Raw genomic sequence first — 19,359 nt, 5'->3', positions numbered from 1 at the left:
TAAACTTATCAAAGAACTCTTTGGCATAGTGGCAGAAGCCGCTTAGCCGATATGGTGAATTTTTAACGGACTATTAAAAATGGTTTCAATCTCTAAATTATTCTCATTGTCAATTTTGCAAATATACTCCTTAAATAGAATAAATCTGTTAAAAATGTCTGTAATTCTATTGTTTGCAATTTCGTTATTGCGATTATCTGAAGATGGAATGATTTTACTGGTATATGCCCGTTGTACTTCGGTACACCAATGTTTAGGGTAGACTTTTACCCCTAAATGAAACTTGATTTGTTTCTTGTTCAAATTGACAATGAATAGAATGGAAGTCGGTTTCTTGCTTTTAGGCTCTGATAGATAGAACTTTCCACTGAGCTCGTTGGGAAAAAATTGGTGTTGCATACGGTGTTAAGACTTACATTGATTATCAGTGGTTTACAATAATCACGGTAAGGATTTACGGTAAGGATTCACGGTAAAAATATCTCTGTTTTTTGCTTTATTAAGTAAAACTCCCGTAACCCTTAACAAAAAGAAAACCACTGACTCATTGTAAATCAGTGGTTTAAGTGGAGCGTATGAGACTCGAACTCATCACCTCGACACTGCCAGTACAGCACGGATATGATTACTATTGTCTGTTTTACAAGGTATTGCGGCATATCTGAAAATATACAAAGATTCGTTTTGGTAAAATATAGGGTTATTTCAGTTGTTTATACGTCCTATGTTTTCAAGTACCTCGTCGATGAAAAGCGAACGATAGTGCGGACATTCCAGTACACCCTTTTCTTTCGCTTCCCGGTACACCTTTGAGAATAGTTTTGCTTTCTCCTTGTCGGTGGTCGGCAACTCATCTATGGGAGTAGCAAGAAACCGACACCCCCAGCCTTTGCAGGTAGGGGTGAGTTGGCAATAGTTTGTTCCTTCACAAGTGGACGCACATTGAGATATTATGGTTTTCATTTGTCTAATTTTACAGCTATACCTTCAATGATATATTGGTCTTTATTTAAATTGTGCCCTTTTAGGTTTATGATGGATGGCGTTTACTACGAAAGTTGGCAATGGATTGAACTACTATACTTAGCCAAACATAATCTAATATTCTCTATAATAGTCATATCACAAATCTCCCTTTAATGCACTATCTTTGATTTCTGCTATCATATAACAATCTCTCAGTATCTTTTCAACCTTTTTCAGATCTTCATCAGTGGTTTTAGGTCCCATCATTATTTCTAAATCTTCTAAGGCTTCTTGTTTTAATGGAATATAAAGAGCTTTTTCGCTCAACTCCATTCCATTTTTATAGGCAGCGCCAAGAGCCAACGGAAAACTCAAAGGGTGACTGCTCATTAAGGCTGGTTCAAACGGTTGTGCGTGAATAATGAAACGGCTTTCGTTCTGTAATGCCCATTCTCTTTTCTTGTAAATACCAATATTGTCATATTTAAACGCAAATCCTTGATCAAAGCATTTGATAGCTTCTTTATAATATGGCTCAATATTTTGTTCATATTTCACCTCAACAAGATTAACTTTATTAATATAAGAACTGACTACAAAATTTTCAAAATAATATTCCCTATTATTATAAAATGACCTATTAACAGTTCCCACATCGTAAGTTTCAAACATATCCTCATCCAAACTTATCCTTACACCTTTATTTCCCTTTCCGTATCGATTCCATAAATCAATATTTTCCACTTTCAGCTTAGTCCAACAACTTACAAAAGTATATTTGCCTAATTTAATATTCGTATCATAAACTGTTGAGTCATATTTATATTCGGCTTTATCATCCACTTGATCTAAACGATTAAATTTTATACTTTTGTTCTTGAGAATCATTTCTAATGCTTCAATAGAAGTATAATGATGTATTTTCATACTTAGAGCTAATATAAGTTTATCCTATTTTGTTTGATTTTTGCAGATTGCATTTCTGACATAAAAGCTGAAGATTCTCCACGCTGGTATCACCACCTTTGGAAAACGGTATAATGTGGTCTAAATGCAAGTTCTCAGTGGAACCACAATAAACGCATTTACCTCCATCCCTATTCCAAACAGCATCTACAACTTCTTTAGGAATAGGAGGCCTTTTATTAGCTTCTGGGAATATTTCTCCCTCATCCATTAGTTCTTGCAATGCTGCTTTTTCTATGTCTTGCTTACGTTTCTTTTCTCTTATTTTAGATTTTATAGCTTCAATTTCTTCCCTTTCTCGCTCTTCCTTTTCTTTTAAAAGTAGCTCTTTATGTAATTTCTCTCCGTGCTGTATGGCTTCTGGGCTGCAATCTATTTCCAAAATGTCGGAATAATCTTCTGCTTGCTGGAGTGTCGCATTGGGATTGTTAACGTCAAATTCCACAAAGTCAGCAATAAGCTCAACCATACATTTGCCAGGATATTTAATGAAAACATTCCCAATAGAGCCACAATCTAATGTTATCTTGTTTGAGTACCATTCGCCGTCGTAGAAAAAAAAGTTTTGGTCGCAAAATTTTCTCAACTCAGGAGCGTAGTTAATACTTTCGGAGCGTAAGGTCTTAAATCTGAGCTTTTTTGTATATTGTCCTGTTTCAATCCATTCAAATGCCATAGGGAATAGATTCTCATTAGTTCTTCCTGTATTCCAGTCTGATTTTAACCCAATACTTGCGACAGCTCTTATTTGCGCGTCAGAAGGTAGCTTTGATGATTGGGCTTGGTGTTTTTTATTCTCATCGTTTTTTTTATGGAAAAAATCAAATAATCCCATATTTATAGTCTCATGTTACGTTCAACAACCTTAATCACATTGTATATCTCCACTACATCATCAAGGTTAACGGTGTAGTCATTGAATAACTCATTGAGCGAGTGGCAGGTGATATTACCTTTATCATCTTGATTGGTAATTTGTTTGATGGATATACCGTTTGTACGGTGTACAATAACAAAGTACCAATCGTTGATATGAAGTTTGGGTAGCCAAAGGTCACGTTTTACCTCCCTTGCTAAAACTTTGTCGCCATCGCAGATGGCAAGCCTGCTGTTATCATCCATGCTGTCACCTTCTGCTTCAAATATGCGGTATTTCCCGTGGTAAGTCTTGTCTACAATGACCGGCATTGTGGGCAAGGTATCTATATATTCGGTATCTCCATATCCGGCGAGATAACCACATTGTGCTTTGATGTGAACTACTGGAACACTCATGTAATTTAAGTTCTCTACAATATGAGCATTGCTTTGTTTGATTTCTAATTGAGACTGGAGGTAAGATATTAGTTTCTCTTTTTCATAAATCTCATTGGATATTTTTTTTATATCATCAAAATTTAGATTCTCTTTTATCTCAATTTTATCAGATGGTTTATAACCGTATTTATTTCCTGTTCCAAACACACAATATGTTTGATTAAAGCCGAAAACCTCACATATAGTGGCAATTTGTTCTATTGTAAAATTTCTATTGTTATCTCCTAATGCATTTGTTATTGTGTTATATTTAATACCGGTGGCTTCGTGAAGCTCTTTTGGAGATATATTTTTCTCCTTGATAAGTTCAATAACACGTAATGTAGAGTCTTTTTTGGGCATGTTTACATTAATTAACACACAAAATGTGTGTATTTTCATTGAATTATTTGTTTTCACACAAAATGTGTGTTATCTTTGCAACATCAACGTCAACAACGACTACAAAATAATGAAAAATAGTTGAGTTGGCAAAATTAAAGTAATACCTAAAAAGGAGTAAGGCAATGAAAAAGTACGATTTACACAAGATTATGAAAGCGGCTCACGAGATATACAGAAAGTATTTCAAGCTATACCAGCTTACTCACGGTGTACAGACTTTCGGTGATTGCTTGAAACTCGCTTGGGCTAACGAAAAGAAACGTGTTGCTGATGAAGAAGCGAAAAAGGCTGAGAAAGAAGTAATGAAAGCAGCTTTGGTACGACCGGAAAGAAGAAGTTCTTATGATTACTGCAACGCTCCAGCTTCAGCTTACTACAATCAGAACAGCAAAGGTGCCTTCGGTTCCCGTTACGTAGGCGATTAAGATAATTATTCGCAGAAAAGGCAGCTACATATACCATGCAGAACAGCTGTACGCTTAACATGAATACTTGCGCAAGTGGCGTGCAAAGCCTTGCATGGGCGAATTGAAAGATTCTCCGTCCGGTCATTGAACCTACCCTTTGATGGGAGATGGAGAACGAAATGGAGTGATTGCCCTAAGTAATCCGTTCCAGAAAGCGATACTGGCGCTTACCCTCAATCCCAGCATAGAGGACGCGAGAGATACCCGGAGTAGCAAGAATTTGCGACGATGTCTGAATGGAAGTTCAGAACGAGCGAAAGATTTGTAACGGTGCGAAATAGGAAGCCGACATGCCCCGAACGGTCATGCAGCGAAGTACAGTAGCTGATAACTCCGGTGGGAAGAGCAGAGAGAGCTTATCGGGGCACGAATATTAATCATTAAAATTTATAACGATGAAAAAGCGAATAATCACAGAAAACTACACTCCGGCTTTGAGAGATATGGAGGTAGGGGAAGTTCTAACTTTTCCGGTTAAGGCGTATAATTCCATAAAGGGGACAATTATCCCCCGATTGAGATTGGAGTTCTGCGTTGAGGATGCTGACTGGAAAGTAGGGGAGGTTGACAAGAGGAAAGGTATTTTTGATGTGGAAAGGGTCGCATGATGATTTCCCTTTCTCCTACGGAACTGCTTGTCGCGAATGAGTACTGCAAGGGGCTTGCCGACAAGGAGGTGGCGGACAATCTGAATAAATCGGTTTGGACTGTCAAGACCCAGAAAAGGGCGATATATCGGAAGCTGGGTATCTCCAAAGATACGGAACTGCTTCTGTATATGATTTGTGATAGGCTTAAGCGTGATTTTGATTTGAAGGAATTACGCAGACACGGGCTTGAATTCCTATTCTCCATTCTGTTCTTATTGATGCAGGTCACTTGCAATGATATTGATTTACGGAGAATGAGAATACCCTCACGGACACGGACAGCCATGCGGTATATGAGGTTTGGTAAAAGGAATAGTAATGACTTTAATTTTTTGGAAGTATGATATACACTCATAACAATCAATGGCGTTCTACAATATTGATTGATGGAACGGCAGAGGCGAAGTTGGCAGATGTATTGTTCATTATGGAGAATGAAACTTTCGGTCAAAGAAAATCCGCTTCATTGGTCGGTGGCTTGGGAAGGCTTATAAAGTTAATAGAGGAAGGAAAAATAAGAAGTGATAAGCCCACCAATAAGCAAAATGGAAAGTGGTTCTGTAATGCGGCAGATGTACTGAAATTCGCAATAATCAAACGTAGAAAACCGAGAAAAAACAAGAAACATGAAAAGAATGATTCTCAACGTGCTATTGCTTAATGTATTAGCTACTCCTTGTTTGTTGGTATTCAACGAAAACATGGAATGTTGGTTCTACAATGTGATAGGAATATGCTATTCGTTCTTCTTCGCTATGGAGATGAAGAAGGCATTCAAGATATAAACCTCAGCGGAGGAAGTGTATTACTCATAAATTAGATTGATTTTTAAGTTAGATTGTTAGTTGCCGCCGCTCGTGAGAGCCGTGGCAGACACGGGTAATTAGCTCAGTTAGGTAGAGCGGTGCATGGTATTTGTCATGGTATTATTTAAAGGTTTCATGCACAGGTCACGGCGTTCAAGTCCCGTATTACCCACGACTTCTATTGTTTAACCAAGAATACCGTTGTAAAGGACAACGTGAGGTGAGAGTCCTCATTTAAGTTTTTATTTTGCTTTTGTTTTAAGTGACTATCCCGGTGTGGCTTGACCGCCTATCCGGGAGCAACTTTGTTGACCTGCTTGCCCGGTCTGTGAAGATGGGGCGGGCGAACATGGGCGTTCGGTGTAATGGCTAACACACCTCATTCGAGGAGACTGGCGGTTCGAGCCCGTCAACGTCCACAACCCTTTATGAGAGAAAATCCGCTTTTAATCCGAAAGTAGGGCGAAGATAGCGCAGGGAATCATCCGCGCGGCATCGGTTAGCCGTTGACTCTATCTGAAAGGTAATGCGAAATCGGATAGGATTAGGAGTATTTGTCGTTTGCGCCCCGGAGAATACGCTTCGGGGCTTTCCTTTGGCTATTTTTTTATTAACCACTTTAATATTTTCTATTATGGGACTTATCAAAAGACCTAACGAGCTGACCGTTAAGACTACCTTGTCAGCACTGATTTACGGCCAACCTGGCATGGGAAAAACAACTCTTGCATTATCGGCTCCCAATCCGGTATTGTTCGATTATGACGGCGGTATTCACCGTGTCAATGCCGCCCATCGTGTACCGACCGTCCAGATTACAAGCTGGGACGAGACGAACCAGGTACTTTCGTCCGAAGAAATCAAGGAGTTTTCCACTATTGTGATTGATACTGCCGGAAAGATGCTTTCTTTCATGGATAAGGCGATTATGGCAGCGAATCCGAAGATGAAGAAAGCGGATGGTACCCTTTCCCTGCAGGGTTATGGAGTACGTAAGAACATGTTCATCAACTTCGTTAATCAGGTCACACTTATGGGCAAATCCGTTATCTTCGTGGCTCATGAACGTGAGGAGAAAGTAGGTGATGAAAAGCAGATACGCCCGGAGATTGGCGGTTCGTCCGCAGGTGACTTGATTAAGGAGCTGGATTTGGTCGGCTATATGGAGGCTATCGGTAAGGACAGAACGATTTCTTTTGACCCCTGCGAGAAGTTCTACGGGAAGAATACTTGTAATCTTCCTTCACGTATCAAAATTCCCGTAATCATTGATGAGTCCGGTACCGTAACGGGTGAGAATGATTTCATGACGAAAATCATCAGTACTTATAAGGAGTATCAGACGAAGCAGACGAAACTCTCTTCCGAATATGACGCGGTTCTTGATGCTATCCGTGACGCAGTGGAACAAGTGACTGATACACAATCTGCCAATTCTGTTCGGGAAGCTTTAGACACCATGACGCATATCTTTGACAGCAAGGTACGGGCAGGCATGATGCTCAATGAGAAGTGCAAGAGACTTGGCTTGAAGTTTAACAAACTCAGCAAAAGGTATGAACCAGCAGCCTAAATACAGATTCTACCCGTCACTGCTTGATAAATTCGAGCAGTATTTACGGGCTGATGAACAAGTAGAGAGCTTCTGGAATGTCGATAATGAAACGGGGGAATATAAGAAAAGTCCGGAAGTAATTGAAGCGGAGCTGAAGCAAAGCCTACTTGATGCGATAAACCGTGTCCCGTTTGAGAGTGAGGCAGCTGATAAAGGAACGGCCTTTAATGCTGTCATAGACTGCTATATCCACAAGAAAAAGCATATACCAAGCGAACGGGAGCCATACACCATTATCGGTGATGGAGAAACGAATACCATTCAGGTATATTTTCCTGCTACTGATATCGCGCCAGAGCGTAATTTCTTATTTGACCGTAGCTGGTGTATAGAGCAGTCGAAGTATTTTTCCGGTGCATTGTCCCAAGTCTTTGTGTCCGCAGTCATTCCCACTCGTTATGGTGATGTGGAGCTTTATGGGTATATAGATGAGCTCGTTCGTGATACCGTATATGATATCAAGACAACATCTAAGTATGATTTTGGCAAGTATGAACACGGCTGGCAGCGCCATGTATATCCTTACTGTCTGATTGCTTCCAGTCAGATGGAAAGCGTGAAAGCGTTTGAGTACACTGCCTATCAGATGAAGGGCGGTACCAGCCGGACGCCACTAATTAGCGGAACGCAATACCCGGAGTATTACACTTACAATCATGAGCAGACGATTAAACTGCTGACCGCTCACTGTGAGCATTTTATTGAGTTTCTGGAAGTCAACAAAGAACTTATTACGGATAAGAAAATTTTCGGGTTGGAATAATGGCGCAAGAAGCGATTCTGGAAAAGGTCAACGGCGAGGTACACATAAGCAAGTCTTTTGACTTCATGTGTTCCCAGCTTCGTAATGGTCGGTATCGTGTAAAAATCGAAAGGTTCACAGAGCCAAGGACGCTGTCACAGAATGCGCTTATGTGGTTGTGGTTTACTTGTATTGAGCAGGAGACCGGGACGGACAAGCAGGATGTACACGATTACTATTGTAACCGCTTTCTCAGAAGGACTTCGTATTTCAGAGGAAAAGAAATGGTCATTGCCGGAAGCACATCGAAACTCAATACAGTGCAGATGACTGACTTTCTAAATAAGGTTCAGGCCGATGCTGCTGCCGAACTGGGAATAACGCTCCCTCTTCCGGCTGACCGTTACTATAACGAATTTATCAACGAATATAAAGACAGGAGGTAGAAATGAATATCACCAAAGCAAAAATCACGAAAGACAACACGCTTGTTGCCTCTTTCAAGAATGAGAATGAGGACAATGTAACCATTGAGGGAAAGAATCTTATCCATAAGGATTTACGTGCAGCGTTTAACGAATTGATTCCTCACCTTGCTTTCCTCTGTGAGCAGAAAGAAGCTGATGGAAAGGACTCCATAGATGAACTGCCGGAAGAAATCTTCTCTACATTCGAGGTCACGGGCTACACAGTTAGCGGTTCGGATGACAATGAAGGTGTGGTATTGGTTGGAAAACGTTTTCTTAAAAGTAAGAAGGTGCTTAACCTTATAGCTCCGTTTACCATGTTCAACAATGAGAACGAGGAATATAAGCATGCATTCGAACTGCAGCAGGCAATTGAGGCATGTAATTATGAAGTGGAACAGTATCTTACCGCTAAGAAATGGGCGGTAGTCCAGCAGGAACTTCCGTTCGATGGGGATATTCCTACGGACATTGCAGCCGACCCGGTGGGAGATGCTGCATTTGAAGAAGAAGCGAATGAGTTCCTTAAACAAGTGGTGGAACAGAGTGGCACTACTCTGACGATTGACGGGAAGAAAGTGAAGCCGAGAAACAAAAGTAAAAAAGTGAAGATTAAAGAGCCGGCAGCTTGATATGGCAGCACCTTTTTGTATCACCAAATATCCGGACGGCTTCAAACTGAAATTCATGTATCATCCGATGTTGGTTAAATGCGTGAACAATATTCCATCAGTCAAGGCTAACGCAAAGAAAGCATATCTTTTCAATGAAAAGGCGTGGTGGGTTGACTTGGCTGATGAATGGTATGTTGATACAATGGCGAAATGGGCGGTACAGCAGGGATTTTGTGGTTCCGTACAACGGTCGGAGCAAAGAAAGGCCGATATAAGCTTTGACATTGCTCCGATGCCGCAGCTGACCGTTCCCCACGGATTGCTACTTGAACCGTACGATTACCAGAAGGAGGGCATAGCCTATGCTCTGGCCCATAAACGGTGTATCTTCGGTGACCAGCCGGGACTCGGTAAGACCTTGCAGGCAATAGGCACGGTGACGATTGCAAAATCCTATCCGTGCCTTGTTGTATGTCCGGCAGCACTTAAAATAAATTGGCAGCGTGAGTTCAAGAAATTTGCTGGAAAGCAGGCGTTAATCCTTGATGACAAGAACAAAAATACTTGGCAGCGCTTCATTGAAACCAAGTGTTGTGACATCTTCATCACTAACTACGAGAGCCTGAAAAAGTTCTTTGTATTGGATGTGAAGAATGACACGCGGTTTACGCTGAAATCAATCACCTTTGACCCACGTATAACCCTTTTCAAGTCTGTAATCATTGACGAGTCGCATAAGTGTAAGTCTACCAAGACCCAACAGAGCAAGTTTGTTGAGGGGATCTGTAAAGGCAAGGATTTCATTCTTGAACTGACGGGAACACCGGTAGTAAACGATAATACTGACCTTATACAGCAACTTAAGATAATGGGACGGTTGGAGGATTTCGGAGGGTATAAGACATTCACCGAACGTTTCTGTAATGGGCCGAAGAAAGCCTCCAATCTGAAAGAACTGAACTGGCGTCTTTGGAATACCTGTTTCTTCCGGCGTGAAAAAGCCAAGGTATTGACCCAGCTTCCGGACAAGACGAGGCAGTATATTGAGATGGATATCACCACACAGCTTGAATATGAAAAAGCGGAAAGCGACCTTATACAATACCTACGTGTTTTCAAGAATGCAGACGATGAGAAGATTGCTAAATCTATGAGAGGTGAGGTAATGGTTCGTATGGGTATTTTGAAAGCCATCTCTGCACGTGGGAAAATCAAGGCGGCAGCTGATTTCATCCATGATGTGATAGATGGAGGCGAGAAACTGATTGTCTTTGCCTACCTAAAAGAAGTAGTATTGGAACTGAAGAAGATGTTTCCCAAAGCTGTAACGGTTACGGGTGAGGATAACGCTACGCAGAAACAGATGGCTGTCGATGCTTTTCAGAACAATCCGGATTGTACGTTGATTATCCTTAACTACAAATCGGGCGGTACCGGGCTCACCTTGACTGCTTCCAGTCGTGTAGCCTTCATCGAGTTCCCATGGACTTTTTCTGACTGTGAGCAGGCAGAAGATAGAGCACACCGTAATGGGCAGAAAAATAACGTCAACTGTTACTACTTTCTTGGTAAGAATACCATTGATGAATACATGTATGATGTTATCCAGCGAAAGAAAGGTATAGCTAACGGTGTTACCGGAACGGATGATGTGGTTAAGGAGAATGTAGTAGATATGGCTATGGACTTATTCAAAGGAAGATTATGAGAAAGAAACAAACTACACCGCAATCGGAAAGTCAGATACAGCATAGCTGTCTGACTTGGTTCCGGATTCAATACCCGTCTTTGAGTCTTATGTTGTTTGCTGTCCCAAATGGTGGCAAGCGTGATGCCAGGACTGGAGCACAAATGAAGTACGAGGGAAGTGTAAGGGGTGTTTCCGATTTGATACTGCTTGTACCTAAGAAAGGATTTTCCGCTCTCTGCATCGAAATGAAGAGACCGAAAGGGAAACAAAGCGAGGAGCAGATAAGATGGCAGAGAGAGGCTGAAAAGTTCCGAAATAAATATGTGGTATGCCATTCTCTTACTGAGTTTATGAATGAAGTCAATTCTTACCTATTATGACCTATATAGATTATATCAATCAGTTTTGGCAAATTCGACGATATAAGCCGATGACGGCATATGAAGCAGACTTTTACTTTTTTCTATTGAAAGAATGCAATATCCGGAACTGGCTTTGCCCATTTGAATTACCAACACGTCTAATCCAAGCCGAATTAGGTTATAGTAACAAGACTATAATTGATTTGCGCAACCGATTGAAGCAAAAGGGGCTGATTGAATTCATTGAAGGCAATAGGAGAGAAAAGGCAGCGTCTTACATTTTGGTTTCTGTAGGTAACCAAAACGGTAACCAAAACGGTAACCAAAACGGTAACCAAAACGGTAACCAAAACGGTAACCAAAATGGTAACCCTTTATATAAGACTAAGAATAAGACTAAGAGTATAGGGGAAGATAACTCTGGCGAGTTATTCCCACCCGACCCACCACCGAAAAAGAAACCCGTTAAGCCCAAAGTGGAGTTTATACCACCGACTGCCGAAGAGGTGAAAGAGTATTTCCGTGACAAACTGTCGGACTGGGAGATGCAAGCGGATATTTTCTACAATCACTTTTCCGGTCTTGGTTGGAAAACGGCTACTGGTGCCAGAGTGGAACGTTGGGACAGCCGGGCAAATCTTTGGATAATCGAGAAAAAACAGCAAGGCAATGGAAAAAATGAATCTCAAAGACAAAACAATCGGGATGCTGATAAGGCAGCAAAGGCAAGAAACCTCCTTGACGAATATGCAGCCATCGAGCAGGGAAGTAATGCTATCAGCTATCAAGGAGAAATACCCGACCTTTAGTAAGGCTTCTGCCGTATATTCGACATCACTCCAGTCTATGCTTCTTGCAGATATCGAGAAAGCGTACAGCGAGAAGTCTCCCACGCTGTCAGACCTTGAACGGATGTACGGATATGGTTCCTCGTCTCTGTGGGTAAAGACGCAGTTACTGACCATTGATTTTGCTTCCTCTACGAAAGAAGGCGCTGATGAAAATGCCTTAAATGAGTTTTCACGTCTGCTCGTTGCCCAGTACCACTACATCAAGCTGACGGAGTTCATTTTGTTTGTCGCACGGTTCAAGCTAGGAAGGTATGGTAAGTTCTATGGTTATTTCGATACGATAACTGTTGGTGAGGCGTTCCGGAAATTCCTTCGTGAAAGGGGGGAGGAGTTGGATATTATCATCCGCCGACATAATAACCGTGTGATGGAAAAGCAACAATCTCCGGTAGAGCGTAACCATCAACCGCCCGATGATTTACGGGCAAAACTGAATCTGAAATGAAGAATATAAAGTTGATAGCGACTATTCTGTCAATCCTGGCAGCGTATGCCGCTTTTTATTTTGTCTGTTATTGGATAGCGGACTACTGTTTAAGAACTTGTTTGTAACGCAATTATGGAAAACAAAACTTTCAAAGAAGCTATCAAGAGTCATCTTGATGAACGTGCCGAGACTGACGAACTGTTCGCCAAGTCCTACGCAAAAGAAAACAAGAATTTGGATGAGTGCTGTTCTTACATCATGGGAGAGGCACGGAAACGGGGCTCTGCCGTAGCCATGACAGACGAGGAGGTATTCGGGATGGCTATCCACTATTACGATGAGGATGACATCAAAGTGAGCAAGATGCCTGCTGGACTCCGTGCATCCATCTCCACGCTTCAACCCGTAGAACTGACGGAAGAGGAGAAGAAAGCGGCTCGTGAAGCGGCGATAAAACGTTTGACCGAAGAGCAATATGCATCGCTTAGGAAAAAAACGTCACGGACAAGGAAAGGAGCAACTGAAATACAACAGATGTCATTGTTCTAAAGTTATGAAACCGAGGACGAAATTAGAAAAGTATGTCGTGGAGCTGGCAGGCAAGCTGCCGCCATTGACGGATGCGCAACGGAGATATGCCATTTCTCTGTTCCCTCAAGTGGGTTACTACTTGAAGAAAGGTGAAGTGTGGTGCCAGTGTTGCGGCTATATCGACACGGTGAGCAAACCGATGCTGGCAGTGTCGTTGGAAATGGAATCTCACATTTGCCCGAACTGCGGGAAATCATTGAATTTGGAACACAGACATAGCAGGAAGGCCAATTCCGAAGAAAGACTCTATTCGGTAGTGCAATCCTTCCGTGGCATGATGGTAGTACGGACATTCGATGTGCTGCGTGATAATGTGTATGGTTGCGATACCCATATGTACATCCATGAGGTATTCCAGAATTGGATAACGGATGACGGCAAGGAAGTGATAACCGGGAAGAAATACACCCGTAGTCCGTTTCATTTCAGTTGGGATTACGATAGCAAGACAGATGTTAAGCAGCACAACGGAAGTGCTTCCGGGTATTACGAGATGAACGATGTCTTTGATGTGACGGGAAATTTTCTCTATCCGCGTGCATCAGTCATTCCCTTGCTCCGGCGCAACGGTTGGATGGGGCGATTATTGAAGATGGTACGGGTTTCTGTTGTGGATACTATTTGCCAGCTGCTTACCAACCCCTTAGCCGAGACTTTGGCAAAGACCGGGCAGTTGTCCGTCTTTGAATATATGTTACGTAAGGGCAACTACGAGATACCGTTCCGTCATGCGTTGAATATCTGCAACCGGAACCGTTACATCATCGAGAACGCTTCTTTATGGTTCGACTATCTGGAAGCGTTGTCCTATCTCGACCTTGATACCCATAATGCTAAATATGTTTGCCCTTCCAATCTTCAGGAAGAGCACGACAAGATGATGGAGCGCAAGCGCAGGGTAGAGGTGAAGCGTAATGCAGAGAAAAGACGTAAGGAGGCTGCTGAGTGGGAGAAGGTGTACAAGGAGGATAAAGGGAAGTTCTTCGGTGTGTGCTTCGGTGACGGTGAGATAATGGTGACGGTGATAAGCAGTGTTGCCGAGATAGCGGAAGAAGGTGTGGCAATGCACCATTGCGTATATGACAATGGTTATTACAAGAGGCCGGATTCTTTGATACTTTCTGCAAAGGACACCGAAGGAAAACGCATCGAGACTGTGGAACTGAATTTGAAAACTTTGAAAGTAGAGCAGTCAAGGGCGGTATGCAATGGTGTTTCGCCTTATCACAATCGTATCATTGGTCTTGTGGAAAAGAATATAAATCTAATTAAACAACGAATGACAGCATGAAAGAATATATAGAATTTCTGAAAGACAAGATGGCCATCAGCCATCAGACCGGGTTTGAAGTCAATCTGGATGAATTAACCCCGTCGTTATATCCTCATGTGAAAGATACAGTCCGCTGGGCGGTGTCCGGCGGTTGCCGTGCCATATTTTCCAGTTTCGGTATGCAGAAAACCGTTACTCAGTTGGAGATACTTCGGGTAGTCCTGAAACACAAAGGTGGCAAAGGACTGATAGTATGTCCCAAGCGTGTAGTCGTTGAGTTCCTTACACAAGCGGAACAACATCTGCACATGAAAGTGACCTATGTACGAACTATGGCTGATGTGATGGTATGCCCGACTGACATCATGGTTACGAACTACGAGCGTGTACGCGACGGTGAAGATGGTGTAAGAATAGAACCTTCCTACTTCACCGCAACATCATTGGATGAAGCGAGCGTATTACGTGGTTTCGGTACCAAGACCTACCAGGAGTTTCTTCCCTTGTTTGCGGATGTTCCCTACCGCTTTGTCGCCACCGCCACGCCATCGCCCAACAGATACAAGGAGCTGATACATTATGCCGGTTATCTCGGTGTGATGGATACCGGGCAGGCGCTTACCCGTTTCTTTCAGCGTGACAGCACGAAGGCGAATAACCTTACCCTTTATCCGCACAAGGAGAAGGAGTTCTGGTTGTGGATAAGTACATGGGCGTTGTTCCTCACCAAACCGTCCGACCTTGGTTATCCCGATACCGGATATGAATTGCCGGAACTGCGTGTACATGAAGAAGTGGTTAGTGTTGACAACTCCACAGCAGGAACCGACCGTGACGGACAAGTGAAGATGTTCCGTGAGGCTGCTCTCGGACTTGCCGACGCAGCGAAAGAACGCCGGGACAACATGCAGGAAAAGATTGCCCGTGTGGTAGAGATTATCAACCGCCCGGAAAACAAGAACGACCATTTCCTTTTATGGCATGACCTGGAGAATGAGAGGAAAGCTTTGTGTGACGCCATACCCGGCTGTAAGGCTGTATATGGCTCGCAGGATGATGAGGAAGCCGACGAAGTGATAGCGGACTTTAAGGACGGCCGTCTGAAGTATTTGGCTGCCAAACCGGAGATGCTCGGTGAAGGCCTAAACTTCCAGTACCACTGCCACAAGGCAATCATGTTCATTGACTACCGTTTCAACGACAAGTTCCAGGCGATAGCCCGTATCTACCGTTTCATGCAGCAGCATCCGGTTGACCTTTATCTGGTCTATGCGGAAAGTGAGGGAGAGATATACAAGAGCTTCATGCAGAAGTGGGCGCAACACCGCGAGATGGTAGCCAAGATGACCGATATAGTCCGCGAGAACGGTTTGTTCGGTTTGCAGGCAGAGGAAAAGATGATGCGGTGGATGTTTGCCAGCAGGGAAGAAAAGTCCGGTAAACTGTGGAGGGCAATCAATAATGACAATGTTCTTGAATGCCAGACTATGGAAAGTAATTCAGTAGACCTGATTGTAACCAGCATCCCGTTCTCTAACCACTATGAGTACACTCCGACCTATAACGACTTCGGGCATAATGAGGACAACGGCAAGTTCTTCGAGCAGATGGATTATCTTACCCCTGAACTGATGCGTATTCTTAAACCCGGTAGGTTAGCGTGCATCCATGTGAAAGACCGTGTTTTGTTCGGCAACGCTACTGGTGACGGTATGCCCACCATCGACCCGTTCAGTGAAATGACTGTATTCCACTACATGAAACATGGGTTCCGCTACATGGGGCGTATCACGGTCGATACGGATGTGGTAAGGGAGAATAACCAGACCTATAGGTTGGGCTATACCGAGATGTGCAAGGACGGCTCCAAGATGGGTATCGGTTGTCCTGAGTATGTCCTTCTTTTCCGCAAGCTTCCTTCCGACACATCACGGGCTTATGCTGATTTGCCGGTGACAAAGAACAAGAGTGAATACTCGCTTGCCCGTTGGCAGATAGATGCCCATGCAAGCTGGAAATCATCGGGTAACTCTCTATTGAGTTACGAGGATATGAAAGGGGCCGGAATAGACAAGATACGCCACCTATTCAGGAACTACGAGCGTGGGCACGTCTATGATTATGAGGAACACGTATCGTTTGCTGAGGAACTGGAGGCATACGGAAAACTGCCAAAGACATTCATGGCCGTTGACCCGGTAAGCAAGAAACCCTGGATATGGGATGATGTCACCCGGATGCGCACGCTCAATACGAAACAGTCGCAGAAGAAACGGCAGAATCACATCTGCCCCCTTCAGTTAGATATTGTCGAAAGGTTGATTGAACGGTATTCAAACAAGGGTGAACTGGTGTTTGACCCGTTCGGAGGTATTGGCACCGTTCCGTATTGCGCAATCAATTTGGGGAGGAAAGGTCTATCTACCGAACTCAATTACGACTACTGGAAAGATAGTCTTTCATATCTGTATGAGGCGGAGATGGAGGTCAGCGCACCCACATTGTTTGACTTAATGAATGATGCCGTATGAACATTCACCAGACAGTTCCCCGCTCGGATTGCACCTCCTTCGCCAAGTGCGGCAAGCACTCACTTGCATATTGCAGGAGGTACGGCGCGTCCGAATGCGGGCCATGTGAAATCGTGAGGAGGAAACCCCGTAACCGGGTGGTCGTTGACGGAGTGGAGCGTAAACTGTGCACCCGCTGTGGTAGAGCGCTTCCGTTATCCCGGTTTTTCGATAGGATAGCCCGTCGTAACGGTAAGGAATACCATCTGAAAGCGTCATGGTGCAAGATGTGTATGGCAGAGGTACAGAGCGAGCGGAATAGAAAGAGGAAAATGAATTGAGATTAACATGTGCAAAAAGAAGCCATTTCTGCACATGAAGTATTAATACGAGCGGAAACCGGTGGTTTTTGCTCATTAGAGATTAAAAAGGAGGAATAACTATGAATGATATAAAATTGTCATTTGGGCAAATAGAAAAGATGAAACATGCTATTGGGCTTGGTTACGAAAATATGAAAAAGAACAGATATTGTTCTTATCGAAACAGATACATAGTTTCTAAGCCTGATAATGATTGGGAAGAACTTGTGTCTTTTGGATATGCTACAAAAAGAGAATTTGAAATTGAGAAACAAATCACATACTATGTTTCCGATCTTGGCATGAAATACTTAGGAGCGTTGTTTGGATGTATAATAACAGAAATGGATTAACTAATAACAATACAAAAATGAAGATAATAGCAAAACAAGGTTCAGAGCTTGAGAAACTACTGAAACAAATGAATGAGCAGCTTCTACGTGAACAGGAAGAAGCAAAGGATATGGTACAAGAATACTGCGGTACAAGACCTGATGCTATCGGTTATGGCTGGGTGTTTGGAATAACTGCAGAGTGGAGCTACAATTTGATAGGCTTCAATGAGAAATCGTTTGTTCCAGAAAAACTCTCTCCTAATAATGAGTACAAGGATAATCCTCTTTGGAAACCGAATAAACGCAAAAAGGATGCTAAAGAGTTTATTGACAAGTGGCGTAAAAAATTTAGAGGTATTGATGGCGAACCGCTTTCTAAGTTTGGCATTCCTGTTATGGATGAAAAGACTGGAATTTATTGCGCTTGGCTTCCGCTCAAGAATGAAAACGGGTATTATGTATCAGTTGGATCATCTTTACTTGAACGAATGCCATCGGCTAAAAGTGAGCAGTTTGAAATTGAAGTTTAGAGTAAAACAAATAAAAAATGAATAGAATACAGAAATTAGAAGCTGAAATACAGAAGCTAAAGAAACAGGAAGCCGATAAAAAAAAGGCAAAATATCAATATCTCGTTGGAAAGTGTATTCACATGGCGCATACTTCTTACGAAAAAATCACATCGATAGCTAGGGTAAATACTGATGAAATTGGTGATGAAGTAGTATATGATTGCATCCATGTATATTTTGACAACAGAGAAGATGTAAGTAATAGTGATTCAAGCATCCAACTTGCATCTTACGCAGGTGAATACGTGGAACGAATTGAGAAAAATATCATAAGTCAAGAAGTTTTTGACAAGGCTATGGATGATTGTTTTGCGCATATTAAAAGAATGTCTATTAACGTATAACAAGATAAGAAAGAAATAAAAAGGAGACGGGGTGCAAATCCGTCTCCCTGTCTACTCTCAACCCTTTTCACTTATCCTTAAACGCTTGTAAAAACCAAGATTTAAGTAGGAGTAAGTTGTTGTTTTCGCTGTTACTGGGATGGGGTTCTGACAATTTCTGATACAATCTGATATTTTGTTTGATAACATCCCAGCTATAATTGATAGCAGGAATTCTTTCATAAAATGATTGTTTATTTTTAGTAACAGTATATACCCGGTAGGATTCGAACCTACATATCCATTTGTCGGATGGAGCTTATCCATTCGGCCACAAGTACAATAACGATACAAAAATAATAATTTAAAAATCAAAATTATAGTATATGGCAAAAAATTATGTAGCAAGTAGTTGGAGAAATGTATTTCAACAGGACGTTGTAGGTATTCTCCGTGATTTAGGACATGATGTTTACGATTTTAAGAATCCTCCTCATGGTAATGGTGGCTTCCAATGGTCTGATATAGACCCTAACTGGCAAAACTGGACAACAGAGCAATATCGTGAAGCTCTTAATCACCCGATTGCACAAAAAGGATTTGATTCAGATTTTAACGGTATGAAGTGGGCGGATGTCTGTGTTATGGTTCTTCCTTGTGGTCGGTCTGCTAACACAGAAGCAGGATGGATGAAAGGTGCAGGCAAAAGAGTAATGGTCTATTCCCCAAAGGAACAGGAACCGGAACTTATGTATAAGATATACGATTTTGTGAGCGATAGCATATTTCGTATCAATGATGAGATAATTGGAGCATAACAATTTAGAAAGGAATAAATTATGCAATACATATTAACAGAACAAGAATATAGAGCTTTAGCCCCTATTGCTGAAGTAAATAAGCTCAAAGAAGATGTACAGCTTCTGAATGATAAAGTTATGGAGCTTAGTGAACATCCATGTGGAAGTGATGCAGATTATAGAAGCGTAACTTTTTATTGTGATGATTGCCCGATTGGTACATTTGGTACTGGTACTTGTACAAAGAGACAACAATATTCTAAATAGTT

The 19,359-nt window shown here is 42.3% G+C and carries 26 protein-coding genes and 3 tRNA genes; 24 read left to right on the top strand and 5 right to left on the bottom strand.

Annotated features, from left to right (window positions below; genetic code table 11):
* Window positions 1–705: 705 nt before the first annotated feature.
* From M1B78_RS14435 to M1B78_RS14420, 4 genes are all read right to left on the bottom strand, one after another.
* A complete protein-coding gene (locus M1B78_RS14435) occupies window positions 706–963 on the bottom strand; it encodes a hypothetical protein (protein ID WP_257941045.1) in 258 nt (85 codons plus the stop codon).
* A gap of 159 nt (window positions 964–1,122) precedes the next feature.
* A complete protein-coding gene (locus M1B78_RS14430) occupies window positions 1,123–1,893 on the bottom strand; it encodes a DUF2971 domain-containing protein (RefSeq protein WP_257941044.1) in 771 nt (256 codons plus the stop codon).
* A gap of 19 nt (window positions 1,894–1,912) precedes the next feature.
* On the bottom strand, window positions 1,913–2,767 hold the full coding sequence (locus M1B78_RS14425) for an HNH endonuclease (protein WP_257941043.1): 855 nt from the start codon (window positions 2,765–2,767) through the stop codon (window positions 1,913–1,915).
* 2 nt (window positions 2,768–2,769) lie between these two features.
* Complete coding sequence (locus tag M1B78_RS14420) at window positions 2,770–3,648, bottom strand: helix-turn-helix domain-containing protein (protein WP_257941042.1); 879 nt, start codon at window positions 3,646–3,648, stop codon at window positions 2,770–2,772.
* A 107-nt stretch (window positions 3,649–3,755) separates the two neighbouring features.
* Here M1B78_RS14420 and M1B78_RS14415 point away from each other — a divergent pair, with 107 nt between their 5' ends.
* The 22 genes from M1B78_RS14415 to M1B78_RS14310 all read left to right on the top strand — a co-directional run bounded on the left by M1B78_RS14415 (window position 3,756) and on the right by M1B78_RS14310 (window position 18,311).
* Complete coding sequence (locus M1B78_RS14415; protein ID WP_257941041.1) at window positions 3,756–4,058, top strand: hypothetical protein; 303 nt, start codon at window positions 3,756–3,758, stop codon at window positions 4,056–4,058.
* 437 nt (window positions 4,059–4,495) lie between these two features.
* The gene (locus tag M1B78_RS14410) at window positions 4,496–4,708 is read left to right on the top strand and encodes a hypothetical protein (RefSeq protein WP_117589300.1); all 213 of its coding nucleotides are present in this window, start codon (window positions 4,496–4,498) and stop codon (window positions 4,706–4,708) included.
* The gene (locus M1B78_RS14405) at window positions 4,705–5,094 is read left to right on the top strand and encodes a helix-turn-helix domain-containing protein (protein ID WP_243432778.1); all 390 of its coding nucleotides are present in this window, start codon (window positions 4,705–4,707) and stop codon (window positions 5,092–5,094) included. Before M1B78_RS14410 ends, M1B78_RS14405 begins: the two co-directional genes overlap by 4 nt.
* Window positions 5,091–5,411: a hypothetical protein gene (locus M1B78_RS14400; RefSeq protein ID WP_117887865.1), complete on the top strand. Its 321-nt coding sequence runs from the start codon at window positions 5,091–5,093 to the stop codon at window positions 5,409–5,411. Before M1B78_RS14405 ends, M1B78_RS14400 begins: the two co-directional genes overlap by 4 nt.
* A complete protein-coding gene (locus tag M1B78_RS14395; RefSeq protein ID WP_207867454.1) occupies window positions 5,377–5,535 on the top strand; it encodes a hypothetical protein in 159 nt (52 codons plus the stop codon). The genes M1B78_RS14400 and M1B78_RS14395 overlap by 35 nt, the downstream gene beginning before the upstream one ends.
* A gap of 92 nt (window positions 5,536–5,627) precedes the next feature.
* Window positions 5,628–5,728, top strand: a tRNA-OTHER gene (locus tag M1B78_RS14390).
* Between the two features lie 179 nt (window positions 5,729–5,907).
* Window positions 5,908–5,975, top strand: a tRNA-OTHER gene (locus M1B78_RS14385).
* A 215-nt stretch (window positions 5,976–6,190) separates the two neighbouring features.
* The gene (locus M1B78_RS14380) at window positions 6,191–7,129 is read left to right on the top strand and encodes an ATP-binding protein (protein ID WP_257941040.1); all 939 of its coding nucleotides are present in this window, start codon (window positions 6,191–6,193) and stop codon (window positions 7,127–7,129) included.
* A complete protein-coding gene (locus tag M1B78_RS14375; protein WP_178291891.1) occupies window positions 7,113–7,934 on the top strand; it encodes an HNH endonuclease in 822 nt (273 codons plus the stop codon). The genes M1B78_RS14380 and M1B78_RS14375 overlap by 17 nt, the downstream gene beginning before the upstream one ends.
* Complete coding sequence (locus M1B78_RS14370; RefSeq protein ID WP_117589296.1) at window positions 7,934–8,359, top strand: hypothetical protein; 426 nt, start codon at window positions 7,934–7,936, stop codon at window positions 8,357–8,359. The genes M1B78_RS14375 and M1B78_RS14370 overlap by 1 nt, the downstream gene beginning before the upstream one ends.
* Before the next feature lie 2 nt (window positions 8,360–8,361).
* Complete coding sequence (locus tag M1B78_RS14365; RefSeq protein WP_117589295.1) at window positions 8,362–9,012, top strand: hypothetical protein; 651 nt, start codon at window positions 8,362–8,364, stop codon at window positions 9,010–9,012.
* Window position 9,013: 1 nt separating this feature from the next.
* A complete protein-coding gene (locus tag M1B78_RS14360) occupies window positions 9,014–10,702 on the top strand; it encodes a DEAD/DEAH box helicase (protein WP_257941039.1) in 1,689 nt (562 codons plus the stop codon).
* Window positions 10,699–11,064: a VRR-NUC domain-containing protein gene (locus M1B78_RS14355; RefSeq protein ID WP_117600648.1), complete on the top strand. Its 366-nt coding sequence runs from the start codon at window positions 10,699–10,701 to the stop codon at window positions 11,062–11,064. Before M1B78_RS14360 ends, M1B78_RS14355 begins: the two co-directional genes overlap by 4 nt.
* Window positions 11,061–11,855: a hypothetical protein gene (locus tag M1B78_RS14350; protein WP_257941038.1), complete on the top strand. Its 795-nt coding sequence runs from the start codon at window positions 11,061–11,063 to the stop codon at window positions 11,853–11,855. The genes M1B78_RS14355 and M1B78_RS14350 overlap by 4 nt, the downstream gene beginning before the upstream one ends.
* 37 nt (window positions 11,856–11,892) lie before the next feature.
* Window positions 11,893–12,342: a DUF6633 family protein gene (locus tag M1B78_RS14345; protein ID WP_196053964.1), complete on the top strand. Its 450-nt coding sequence runs from the start codon at window positions 11,893–11,895 to the stop codon at window positions 12,340–12,342.
* Between the two features lie 114 nt (window positions 12,343–12,456).
* Window positions 12,457–12,873, top strand: a complete 417-nt coding sequence (locus M1B78_RS14340; protein WP_196053963.1) for a PcfK-like family protein — start codon at window positions 12,457–12,459, stop codon at window positions 12,871–12,873.
* A 4-nt stretch (window positions 12,874–12,877) separates the two neighbouring features.
* Entirely contained in the window at window positions 12,878–14,206 is a 1,329-nt protein-coding gene (locus M1B78_RS14335) for a PcfJ domain-containing protein (protein WP_257941037.1), read from the top strand.
* Entirely contained in the window at window positions 14,203–16,719 is a 2,517-nt protein-coding gene (locus tag M1B78_RS14330; protein ID WP_257941036.1) for a DNA methyltransferase, read from the top strand. The genes M1B78_RS14335 and M1B78_RS14330 overlap by 4 nt, the downstream gene beginning before the upstream one ends.
* Window positions 16,716–17,039 (top strand): hypothetical protein, encoded by a 324-nt coding sequence (locus M1B78_RS14325; RefSeq protein ID WP_257941035.1) that lies wholly within the window; start codon window positions 16,716–16,718, stop codon window positions 17,037–17,039. Before M1B78_RS14330 ends, M1B78_RS14325 begins: the two co-directional genes overlap by 4 nt.
* A gap of 101 nt (window positions 17,040–17,140) precedes the next feature.
* On the top strand, window positions 17,141–17,413 hold the full coding sequence (locus M1B78_RS14320; protein WP_196053959.1) for a hypothetical protein: 273 nt from the start codon (window positions 17,141–17,143) through the stop codon (window positions 17,411–17,413).
* Between the two features lie 17 nt (window positions 17,414–17,430).
* Entirely contained in the window at window positions 17,431–17,925 is a 495-nt protein-coding gene (locus M1B78_RS14315) for a hypothetical protein (RefSeq protein WP_196053958.1), read from the top strand.
* Between the two features lie 17 nt (window positions 17,926–17,942).
* Window positions 17,943–18,311 carry a hypothetical protein gene (locus M1B78_RS14310; protein WP_196053957.1) on the top strand — a complete coding sequence of 123 codons (369 nt, stop codon included), beginning with the start codon at window positions 17,943–17,945 and terminating at the stop codon, window positions 18,309–18,311.
* A 251-nt stretch (window positions 18,312–18,562) separates the two neighbouring features.
* Here the strand turns inward: M1B78_RS14310 and M1B78_RS14305 are convergent.
* Window positions 18,563–18,631 (bottom strand) — tRNA-Val (locus M1B78_RS14305).
* A gap of 45 nt (window positions 18,632–18,676) precedes the next feature.
* Here M1B78_RS14305 and M1B78_RS14300 point away from each other — a divergent pair.
* Both M1B78_RS14300 and M1B78_RS14295 read left to right on the top strand, forming a co-directional pair.
* Window positions 18,677–19,108: a hypothetical protein gene (locus M1B78_RS14300; RefSeq protein WP_257941034.1), complete on the top strand. Its 432-nt coding sequence runs from the start codon at window positions 18,677–18,679 to the stop codon at window positions 19,106–19,108.
* Window positions 19,109–19,129: 21 nt separating this feature from the next.
* On the top strand, window positions 19,130–19,357 hold the full coding sequence (locus M1B78_RS14295) for a hypothetical protein (RefSeq protein WP_196053955.1): 228 nt from the start codon (window positions 19,130–19,132) through the stop codon (window positions 19,355–19,357).
* Window positions 19,358–19,359 lie beyond the last annotated feature (2 nt).

It is taken from the genome of Bacteroides muris (ex Fokt et al. 2023) (assembly GCF_024704895.1).
GTDB lineage: Bacteria > Bacteroidota > Bacteroidia > Bacteroidales > Bacteroidaceae > Bacteroides > Bacteroides muris.
This window is presented reverse-complemented; position numbering and strand designations above follow the sequence as displayed.